Below are 11,533 nucleotides of genomic sequence, written 5' to 3' on the forward strand. Positions count from 1 at the left end.
GCCATGCCCCAGTTAGGTCTTAATGTCGTTTATCGCTTTGGTCGTGAGCCCGAGCGTCCGCGCCCGGTGCCTGCGGATAATGTGGTGCCCGATGTGCCGCAGCCCGTTCCTACGCCCGTTACCGAAGAGCCGGCCAAGCCGTTGGTGCCTGTTGAGCAGCCGGTAGTCAAGCCGCAGCCCGTTCCACAGAACGACACGCTCTACGTTTATTTCGCTTTGAACAGTGCCGTGGTCAATCCGGCGTTCCATAATAACCAAGCTACGCTCCAGCGTCTTGTCGACGTGTCGAAGCTCACCGACCGTCTCACTATCGTGGGTATGGCCTCTATCGATGGCAATCCGCAGCGAAATGCCACCCTTGCCCGTCAGCGAGCCGAGGCGCTGAAGCAATATGTTGTTAACAATGCGGCGTTGTCGGCCGACAGAATATCGACTTCCGGAGAGGGCGAGGCGTGGACCTTGTTTGAGGCGCAGGTACGAAAAGCCAACTTCAAGGGCCGCGACGAGGTGCTGCGAATTCTCGACACCATCAAGAATGCCCGTCTGCGTGAGGTGGCCATCAAGGCACTCCATGGCGGCGCCACTTATCGTTACCTCAAGGAACAGTTGCTGAGCGATGAGCGCTACGCCTCTTGTGTGGTGATTTATAAACGATGATAACAATAATTTTAAATAGTATTACATTAACAATTATCTTATGGAAACAACGTTTTTCAGCAAAGCCATGATGGGAGCGATAGCTCTCTGCGGCACCGTTGCTTTTACAGCTTGTTCGAGTAGCGACAATCCCGACGTGGATCCTATCGGCAGCGAGTCTGTAAAGACACAGTTCTCAATCTCTCTTCCTGCGAATGTTGCCGGTAAGACCCGTGCGTCTGTAGAGACCGTACAAGGACAGACGACTCCCGTTTTCCGTGGAATGACAGGTATGACGCTCGTTCCTTATGGCGTATCACCTGTTACGGGAACTTCTACTCGTCTTGGTGACAATATTTCACTTGGAGATATTGCCACAACAGAGTTGGGAGCAAAATCGAATGCAAAACTCTATAAGGATGTCAATGTTCCTATCGGAACAACCGGCTTCCTATTCTACGGAAAGGCCAATGATGGAACGGTTACAACAGCGACAGATAAATTTAAGTTTGGTACTTTAAATGAGTCAGCGCTAACGGGTGAGAATAGTACCTTTACATTCACTCCCGAGCCAATCTTTGCTGCCGGAACCGCGGACGCTAAAGCTACAGCTATCGCAACTTATCTTACTACGATTGCTACGGCCACAGATGGTACTACAGCTTGGAGTGCCACGACCAACGCAGGTTTGAAAGACCTTTATGATAAATTTATTACAATGGCCGCAGGTTCTTCTACGAGTGTATTGGCAGCAGTGCAGTCGCTCTACAACTCTTTGAAGCCTAATGCAGACAATCTCTCGAAAGCCATCAGAACGGCTATTGCCAACACCACATACGTGTCGGTTGCAGGCGAGACGCTTACTTTGCAAGACGCCGTTGCCGGTTATCCTAAGAATATTAACTTGCCCGATGGAGCTGCTGTGGTAAAATGGAGCACCGATAAATTTGTTGCGGATCCTGAAGCTACACAGACTTATAAAGGCTTGCAGATTGGTGTGTTGAAGAACTATGTGTATATGCCTAATCTTTATTATACCGTAAATACGGATGTAAAGACCATGACAGGAGATCAGGAACCATTGTATAATACGACGAATACATGGGAGCAGATTTTGAATGGTTACACATCGCCTTCTACCGCAGTGACCTCTACTACCCGTTCTGTAGCCTTGGTTAAGCCGGTTCAGTATGCGGTGGGTCGCCTTAATACTGTTGTGAAAATTGAGCCAAGCGCAGATGGCAAGTATTATGATAACTTGGGTGAGGAAGTAACTGTTACTGATACGAGCTTCCCTATTACCGGTGTTCTTATCGGTGGTCAAAAAGCGGTTGGTTTCGACTTTACTCCAAAAGCCGGAGAAAAGGAAGTAACTGTTTATGACAATGCCGTTACCGGTGCTACCGCTACCGCGGCAGGTTCTGCCGTAAATTACACCTTGGCTTTGGAGACTTCGGATAATATCGAAGTAAATATTGCCATTGAGTTGGAAAATAAGACAGGAAAAGATTTCCAAGGTGCTACCGGTATTATTCCCGCAGGCAGTAAGTTCTATCTGATAGCTAAGCTTGAACCCGCTAAGGGCACAGGCGCTACCGATGTGCATAAAGTGTTCAAGCAGGATTATATCACGACAGCCAACCTTACAATAAAGGGTGGTAATAAGACTACGGGTGTTCCCGGCTTTACCAATCCTATCGGTCTCGGTAATGCCTACAATGTTATTCCTGACCTCCGTACACCTAAGTTGAGCCTCGGTCTTTCTGTAGACTTGACATGGCAGAGCGGACTCACATTTAATGTAGATCTCTAATAAAATTCCATAAGAACACGCTCTCCGACCAAATCGGAGAGCGTGTATTAAACAACTAAATAGGCACATGATGAATATAGGCAAGACTGTGATAGGAGCCATCCTTGCGATAGGTACTTTGACAATGACGAGTTGCAACACGATTGATGACGATCTGAGTGATTGCGGTAAGGACTACCGCATAGATTACGTGATTCGGATGGTCAGCAATCCTGACGCGGCATGGCAGGCACTGTTGGGAAATGGCAATAGCAATAGTTTTGCGCTTTCTTTTCATAAAGCCGCTACGGGAGAGCTTGTGAAAAGCTCTACCTTGCAGAATCAGCCGGCCCATACTAGTTTGACGGTGTATCTTGACGCGGACAAGTATCGGCATATAGGCGTGGCTAACGTGGCAGAGAGTGGGGTGGTGAGCCTCCGGTCTGCCGACAATAGCTCAACAGCTTTCTTGGAGCAGCAGGCCGGCGAGGTCATCGACAGCCATAAGACTCCTATCTATACCGGCAAATTGGCCATGGATGTGTCGGACGCTCCCGACAAGAATTTCCTTATGAATCTTTATCAGGTCAATGCCGTTACCGAGATTTTCTTTGATGACGCGGGTACCGACATACGCGATTTGAAAGTGTACATCACCGATATGGCTGATGGTTTTCAGATTGCGGACTCCGTCTACACTTATCATACAAATCCCCTTATCCGTACGCGGCAGGTAGACAATCCCCTTGGCAGTGAGAAACTCTTCATGGGAGTGACCTTTCCCTCCCGCGGCGTGTGGAACGTTAAGGTGTATGCCACCTTGCCTAACGGCACCGTCACTGAGACGATTCTGACGGTGAACGACCCGCTCAAGGCCGGCGAGATACGCCAACTCCGTTTTAAAATCAATCAGCAAGGAGCTGTGTTGGCCCCCGCCTCCGTGGGCGCCAGTGTTACTTTTGACTGGAAACATGGTCAAACCTTTGACCCGCAGTTCTGATAAACTACTATAATTCTATGCGTATTCCCTATAAGTATTTCTCGCTTCTGTTGCTCGTCAGCTTGTTCGTTGGCTGTTCCTCTCATGATGACGAGGGGCTGCAAACGGTCGACATGCCTGTGAGAATAGCCATTCCTACGGGCAACATGGTGATGAGGGCCTATGGAGATCCCGGCACTTACGAAACCTTCCAACTGCCACGGTACATTTATCTCTTTCTTGTCACGACCCATACTCATAATGGCGTAACCACCAAGACGGTTCAGCGCCCCTTGAGCCATACGCTGTCGGCCGATAAATGGGAGAAGAAATTGGGTGCGCAGACGGCGTTTCAAGTGGCGGGAACCGACTCGCTTTACGTTTATACCGGTGATATTCATGTGATGTTGCCCAAGGATCGCACGTCGGGTGAAGTTTATTGTGCCGTTTCGCCGGTGGAGCTCGACATCAGCGACCATGGGTATCCGCAAACTGAGGAAGCCGTGAAAAATGTCACATTCAACTTTAAGGCCGACGCCTCGGGCAGTTACGACTTCCTGAAAGACATCTACACGTCGCCCTATAATTATAAGATCGGTGGGAAATATTACGGTGAGGTAACCGATTATGCTACCGATTATCCAAGTGTCGACATGGTGTTGTACCATGTGGCGGCCCGTCTCGACCTTGATTGGAATGTGGCCCCGGCCATCCAACCCAATGTGCGACTGAGTGGAATCAGCGTCTCGGACTTGAAAAAAGAAAATTGCTATCTTTTCCGACCAATGGAGAATGATGGTGCCGGCGCGAATACTTACACCTATGATTTACCGGTTAATATCGGCAATCAGTGGTATGGACGCCATTATTTCTATATCATTCCTTATAAGAACGGAGGGGAATTTCCTATTCGTTTGCAAATGAGGAAAAATGGCAGCACGGTCAATAAGCTGCAGCAAGTGAATATTCAAATCGCAAAAACCTCACCTGTCTTCACGCCATGGATGTATGGTCAGATAGCCATCAACAACGGTTGGACAGAGTAACAAGATTAAACACAAGACAAGATATGCGCAAACTACTCATTCTTATATCTCTCGCTTTATTTGTATCCGTAGCTTACGCCCAGACCGATACCATTCGTTATGTGGATGGTGAGAACGGTCGGTTGAGCAATGACGGCCGGTCGTGGACGACAGCGTTCAAGGAAGTACAGGACGCCATTAATGACCTGCACAGTTATCTTGAGGCCAACAACCTCAAGTCGGGCAGCGTCTATGTTAAGGCCGGTACCTATGTGCCTACGGAGAGTACCGAGCAGAGCAGCTCGGGTATACAATATACCTCATTTAAGATTTATGACGGTATTCATGTGTATGGTGGTTTCAATGCCACGGCGCCTGAGGCTAAGCCCGGCGACCGCATGCTGGAATCAGCCGATAAGACGAGAACCATTAAGGTCAGTGAGCGCAAGGCAGAGACGGGGGTAGACAAGTGGCGCTTCCAGTCGCCCACCATCTTTACGGGAAGCCATTCCTCTACGAAGACAACCTTTACTTGGGATGAGGCTCACAGCCAGTATAAGACCCGCTTCCCCGGCAACTCTTATCATGTGGTTTGGTTTGGTACGGCCGGTGAGGAGCAGGACGCCACGCAGACGGCGCATTACAAGGCGCTTACGCATGGGGCAAGTGTGGATGGCGTGACGATTCAGGAGGGCAATGCCTCCAACCGTACAATCGCTTCTCGTGAGCACACCGGATATGGCGGTGGCGTCTATATGGTGATGGGCGCGATACTCCGCAATTGTATTGTCAAGAACTGTTCAGCGGCCTTGCGGGGCGGTGGAATCTATATGGATGGCGGTGGTACGGTGGACCATTGCCTCATAGACCAATGTCAGACGCTCGGTGTGGGTATCATCGATGGTTTGGGTGGCGGTGTGGCAGCCGAGTACAAAGGCCGGGTACGCCATAGTATGATTACACGTTGTGTAGCCCGAATAGGTGGCGGTGCCTCGCTCAGCTATTACAAATCAAAGGTACCCGTGGCGTGGAAAGATCGTGCCAAGCAGTTCCATCCCCATTTGTCGTCCTGCATAGTAGTCAATAACACCGCTAAAGTAGAGGCCGGTGGCGTGGTGCTCGATAATGGTGGAACCCTCAACCATTGCACCGTTTCTAACAACGATAACCGGGGGGTGGATGTAGTCTATGGCGGTCGGCGTTACGGCCGCAGTGGTGGCGTCTATATCAATCAGGCCGGTGTGGTCTACAACTCTGTTATGAGTGGTAATGCTTGTGCGGCCAATAATAACATTCAGTATGCGGCCCATGTGGGGTCGGAGGCGTCGGCGGATATTACGACCGAGAAACCTACTGTATGGTACACGGCCGTCCAAAACCATGACATCAGTGATTGGAGCAATACCGTGCAGCACAATGTGTTCTCATTGGCCAATAGCAATATGCCCGTAGGTAATGCCGTGGGTAACCATACCTTGTTCCATGAGCCTACGGCCACGCCCGGTGCCGGCTCTCCTAACTTGTCGAAAGTGAGTGACTGGCGGCCGGAGGCTTCTACTTTCTTGCGTAACCAAAGTGTTCGTATGTCGAAAAACTTTGCGTTGCATGAGTCACTCTTGGAGACACAGCTCGACAGTGATATTGATAGTCATCTCTTCGACCCCATCTCAACACTTGGCGCGCTTTTGTCGGAAGAGCCCAAGATACAAGTTGCTCAGCTTGCTCCGGTTGAGACAAGTGATACCGAAGCTACGCTGCCCACCATCTTTGTAGACCCTTCTTATGTGGTAACCGACCATCATGAGGCTCGTGGCTACAGTTGGGACAAGCCTTTGGTGAGTATCAGTCATGCCATAGAGTTCCTCAAGAAGTACAATGGCCAAAAGGATCAGAAGGTACAGATATTGGTGAAGACCGGCGCGGTGAATACTGCCGGCCCCAGCTCTTATTTGTTTGATGGCAATCATTTGGCCGAGCTTCGTACGGCCAGTATCCGACCACGTTCCAACATGCGCATTTTCGGTGGTTACCCGAAAGCCAACACGGGAACGCTTACCGACGGGCGTAATCCGGTGGCCAATCCCGTTACCATCAGTGCCAACGTGATTAATTTGGGCTATGAGAATAATTCCACGCACGTTGTCGTGTTTGATAATGTGCACGACGTGATATTCGATGGCTTCAGGCTCATACATGGAAATGCGGCCAATGCCAATGGTTCTCTCGGCATTCCTTATGGTGGAGGTATCACGGTTTCCAACAGAAACTACGATAGTGCGCTCGATCCCGAAGGTCGTATAAATCTTACCAATAATCAGTTGCGCAACTGTGTGATTGACAACTGTACGGCCCCCGACGGTGGTGCGGCCATTTATGTGGCCGGTGTGGAGAATATGGGCACCAACGCCAATCCCTCGGCTCAGATAGTGGAAGCCTCCTTGAAAGTGATCAACTGCGTTATTCATAATAACAGTTCTACGGCTAAGGGTGGTGTCGTTACCGCCAACGGAAGGGCCACTGTAACCTTAGACCATTGTACGGTTGTCGGTAACGTGGGCTACCCCTTGCAGACGCTTTCCGCCAAAGGATATACCGGAAAGATTGTTTCTACCAACTCGGTTTTCTTTGCCAATACGGAAACGGAGTCCTCATCTTACGATCTTTTGAAGAGCGGTACCCAGCAGCCGTTGCTGGCCAAGGGCGTGCTGGCCGAGATTTCGGGGAAAAATAATATTGTGGATAAGGCGCTGACAGTGCCCGCCGGGCTGAGCCTGACGGACACAAAGCAGCTCTTGGGCTATTCTGCTGAAGATAAACGTACCTACTGTGGTTTTGAGAATCCTACCCGCAATATCGGTGCTCGTAAGAATATGGACGATTTGACGGTGTTTGGTGGCGTGGCCAACTTTACACCGTTAGATATGAACCCTATTATCAATATGGCGATTTCGACGGATTTGTCGGTGGAAAGAGATATGACCTCGCAGAACAAGCGTACATTCGGTGGAGCGCCCGACGCCGGTGCCATAGAGGACACCACTTTGCCCCCGTTGAATGACGTGCTTTATGTGAGAATGGCTAAGGATGGTGGCGATGACAGCAATGATGGTCGCTCATGGGGCACTGCCTTTGCAACGGTACGTCATGCGCTGGAAGTAGCCACTCCGGGTAAGCAAATATGGGTGGCAGCCGGAACGTATCAAGAGGCAGCTACTACAACGGACGGTCCCAATAATGGTGCGGGTAAATTGCCCTACATGTTGACGATAAAGCCCCGAGTTACCGTGCGAGGTGGCTTCTTGCCTTATGGTAATCCGGGTATGAAAGTAGGGGAACGCGATATATCCAACTTAAAGCCGGAGTACATGACCATTTTAGATGGCGGTGGAGACAAGATAGTTATTTATCAGCAACCGAATAGTATTACCGAAGAGACCAACCGTGCCTTGTGGGAAGGGTTGACGATTCAGAATGGCTATTCTTATATAAAGAGTAATGGCGACGATAGTTGTAATGGTGCAGGTATTCATCTTTCAGGTTATGTGACTATTAAAAACAGTCTTATCCGTAATAATCATCTGAAAAAAGATAATGGTGGCTATGCTGGCGGTGGTGCTGGTCTCTATGTTCCGGTAAACTGTATCGTAGAAAATAGTATTATTCGTAACAATAAAATAACCAATGCTGCGGGATGTGCCGGTGCCGGTCTTTATTTGGCAGGAGGAACGCTGATCAATTCATTGATTGTGGAGAATCGTGCGGATGGAGGAACCAACTGCTTGGGAGCCGGGGTGTACACGAGTAAGAAGTCAGAGTTTTATAACTGTACGATAGCTTACAATACAGGTAAAGTAAATCTACGAAACCGTAACGCTATTGCTCCCGCGATTTGGGATAGTGCTGTACAAGGAAATGGTGATTTAGTAAAAAATGCCTCGAAGTTCTATAATTGTATTATTTGGGGAAATTACGGATATGGCATGACCGGTGAGAATTATAATCCGTTCTGTCGCGGAAGCTGGACGGATGCTATTGGCAAACCCGGTTTTCAGTTTAACAGTTTTCACTCTGTTCCCATACCTTATTATGCCAGTGCGGGTGTAAATGCAGGACGTACGCAAATAACTGATCCCACGTTGGTTTATTCTGCAAATGTTCCTATGGGTACTGGTGACTATAGTGCGGAAAAGGTTACTGCCTATTATGAAGCTTGTAAGGCGGTGAACCTCTTTCATGAAAAAAACTATACTTATGATGCGAACGGTTTCTCGAATAATCCTTATGTATTGAATGCTGCTGATACCAAGGATATAGCGAAATATTGCATCAACATGGGTGCAGACCAGTACGGTGAACTTTTAAAGACGAAGTATGGTATTACCGAGGATATTGCGGGTGCCGATCGTGTTCAGGATTGTACGATAGACAAGGGTGCCTATGAGTTTAACGGAGCCGCCAACATTGCTCCGGAAATGTCGAAGGACAAGGACGGAATAGACGTGGCTACGTACTATGTTACGCAGAATGGTGCCGGCGTGGCCTCGGCTTCTTCACCGGCGACGGCGGCTTGTATGCAGAAGCTACAGAAGGTGCTCGACGCGGCGGGACGCTATAAATACGGTAATCCGACGCATCAGGTGGTAGTGAAGTTGTCAGCAATCCAAGGTGGAGGCTATATTCCTACCCGTACGGCTCAGACGGATGGTAGTGAGGAGAATCCTCGTGACTGGTCAATCCAAGTGCCACGCGGCGTGGAAGTATGGGGAGGTTACAGCGATAAGGACAATTTCGCTACGCGTAATGTGTTTGATAACAAGACGCTGCTGACGGGTAAGTACATCAGTGACGGGCAAGAGGTGAATGTTTTCCACGTGGTGACGTTTACGGATTATTTGTTTGACACGACGGATAAGTTAATGACCGCCGCGGATGGAAAAACGCCATTGAAACTGTCTGATAAGTTGGCAGCGACCGATTATTCGGGCGTTTTCCCTAAGGAAGCTAAATATACGCGTGCGGTGATAGATGGATTGTTTGTGGAGAACGGAGCAGCTGTAGGAGTACAGGAGAAAAACCAGAATGGCGGTGGCGCCATAGTCACCGGATTTGCTCATGTGCGTAATTGTGTCGTACAAAATAACTTAGCGTCAGAAAGAGGTGGTGGCTTGTTCCTTGAGGATCGTGCTCTTGTTACGGGCTCCATCGTGCAGCATAACACAGCCAATTACGGTGGTGGAATTTGTGTGAATGATGAAGATGGGAAGGCTGTAAGTTACCAATCTTATCCATTTATTTCTTCATCAACGATTGTAAAGAACACAGCCTCTGTCCGTGGTGGCGGTATATGGTTCTTGAATAACTTGCGTGCTAGCTCGTCAGTATTTTGGGCTAATACAAGCAATGACCAAGGCGATGTGTCGGGTGTGACGAGTAAGTCAGCTATTCAGGATATTGCTAACTTCCCGTTGTCAAATTGTGCTGTGACCTCATGGCGTATACCCGGTGTGAACAATATAGAAGTGTCAACGGATCCCGGTTTAGGTGTACGCTGGACAACAGTTGACTCTTTTTATCCACTGCATGTGTCGTCACAGCTTGCACGTGTCGGAATGTCGTACGAGGGATATGAGCAGACCATGCAGAATATACCATCGTTGGAGTCGGTTGATATTAATGGTGTTCCACGTATGGGAGTGGCGACAAATGATCAGAAGGACTATGACGGAACCGTGCTAAATACGAAGTGGAATAGTAATATTGAAATAGGCGCACGTGCGATTAACTATGATTATAGCACGATTAAAAGTACAACGGTTACGGATGCAAATCTGATGAAGCGACTGTTCGTAGCCCATGCTGAGGACATCAACATGGAGCGGGCTGAAAAGCTACAGCAGAGTGGCGATGTTATTTATTCACAGTTGGGAAGTTCTTTTGCCAATCCTTTCCTGCGCTTGGACGACGCATTGGAGTATGTCATCAATGTACGTAACAGCGGTAGCAAAGTGACCAATGCCAACAATGTGCAATTTGAGATATTCCTTGATGGTGGAACTTTTTATCCTTATACCAACATAGACCATCAGGCCACTCACTCGAGAAGTAATACTTTCGTAATGCCTGAAGGTGTGCGCATGATAGGTTCGGTCAATATAGATAAGCCGGAGTTTATGTATTGTCAGGAAACGAGCGGTACCAAAGTGGTTAACGGCGTGACGCTATATGGTAAGACGACGGACCAAATACGTGAGGCCCGTGAGCACTACGACCTGAACCAAAACTCGATTATTGAGCCGTGGGAAATGAAAAAGCAGACGGAGTTGTCCGGTGTATGCGCAGGTCCTGATAATGAGGTGACCAATGTGTATCATGTAATCTGTATGATAAATGACGGAGCCCGTGCAGGGGCGTTGCCTACGATGTACTCAGACAAGAATTTCAAGGTACCTACTACAGATCGTGATCAGGAGAGTGAGGAATCGTTGTTGCGGCGCACCACGATAATCGATGGTATTTCGATTACAAACGGTAATGCTCGTTTCTATGAGGAAAATTCCGTGTACACGCTCAATGGATATTTTCGAGGTGGAGGTATTTACGTGGACGGCAATGAGCGTAAGACGTTTACAAGTGCGGATGGAACCTTCGGCTATAGCGATGAAAAGAACGCTATGCAGAAGGGGCAGCGTAATTTGCCCTTACTGTTGTCAAACTGCTTATTCCAAGCCAATAGTGCAATTCAAGGTGGAGCTGTCTTTACGAATGGCTCTCTGACTGTTGTAGGCTGTTCGTTTGTACAAAACTTTACAAGTGGTCCTTCGGGTACCGTTGACCAGCAGTCGCACGACTCGCACATGGCTACTTATAGTGGTGGTGGGTGTATCGCAACGAATGATGAGTTGTATGTGGTAAATTCATTATTTGCCAATAATGAGGCGCAGCGGGGCATAAAAGACTTGTCGCTCTTTGGCTCACCCGAGGAGATTACCCAACAGAAACCTAAGAATGACAAGGCGGTTGAGTATCAAGGCTACGGTGGTGTGATTTGGGCAGGAGATGAAGCGGCTGTTCACGTACTCAACTGTAACCTTGTGCGTAATA

5 protein-coding genes are annotated in these 11,533 nt (G+C 48.7%); all 5 read left to right on the forward strand.

The window, feature by feature from the left end; translation table 11 throughout:
* Nucleotides 1–657, forward strand: a 657-nt coding sequence (locus VIR50_RS03110; protein ID WP_331933684.1) for an OmpA family protein, incomplete at its 5' end; no start/stop codon positions are given.
* A gap of 40 nt (nt 658–697) precedes the next feature.
* Nucleotides 698–2,449, forward strand: coding sequence for a hypothetical protein (locus VIR50_RS03115; protein WP_331933685.1), 1,752 nt, complete (start codon nt 698–700; stop codon nt 2,447–2,449).
* Nucleotides 2,450–2,516: 67 nt separating this feature from the next.
* Nucleotides 2,517–3,428: a hypothetical protein gene (locus VIR50_RS03120; RefSeq protein WP_331933686.1), complete on the forward strand. Its 912-nt coding sequence runs from the start codon at nt 2,517–2,519 to the stop codon at nt 3,426–3,428.
* A 17-nt stretch (nt 3,429–3,445) separates the two neighbouring features.
* A complete protein-coding gene (locus tag VIR50_RS03125; RefSeq protein ID WP_331933687.1) occupies nt 3,446–4,453 on the forward strand; it encodes a hypothetical protein in 1,008 nt (335 codons plus the stop codon).
* Nucleotides 4,454–4,476: 23 nt separating this feature from the next.
* Nucleotides 4,477–11,533: right-handed parallel beta-helix repeat-containing protein (locus VIR50_RS03130; protein ID WP_331933688.1), on the forward strand; the 7,057-nt coding region annotated here is incomplete at its 3' end.

The sequence above is a fragment of the Prevotella sp. genome (assembly GCF_036570325.1).
In the GTDB taxonomy this organism is placed as follows: domain Bacteria; phylum Bacteroidota; class Bacteroidia; order Bacteroidales; family Bacteroidaceae; genus Prevotella.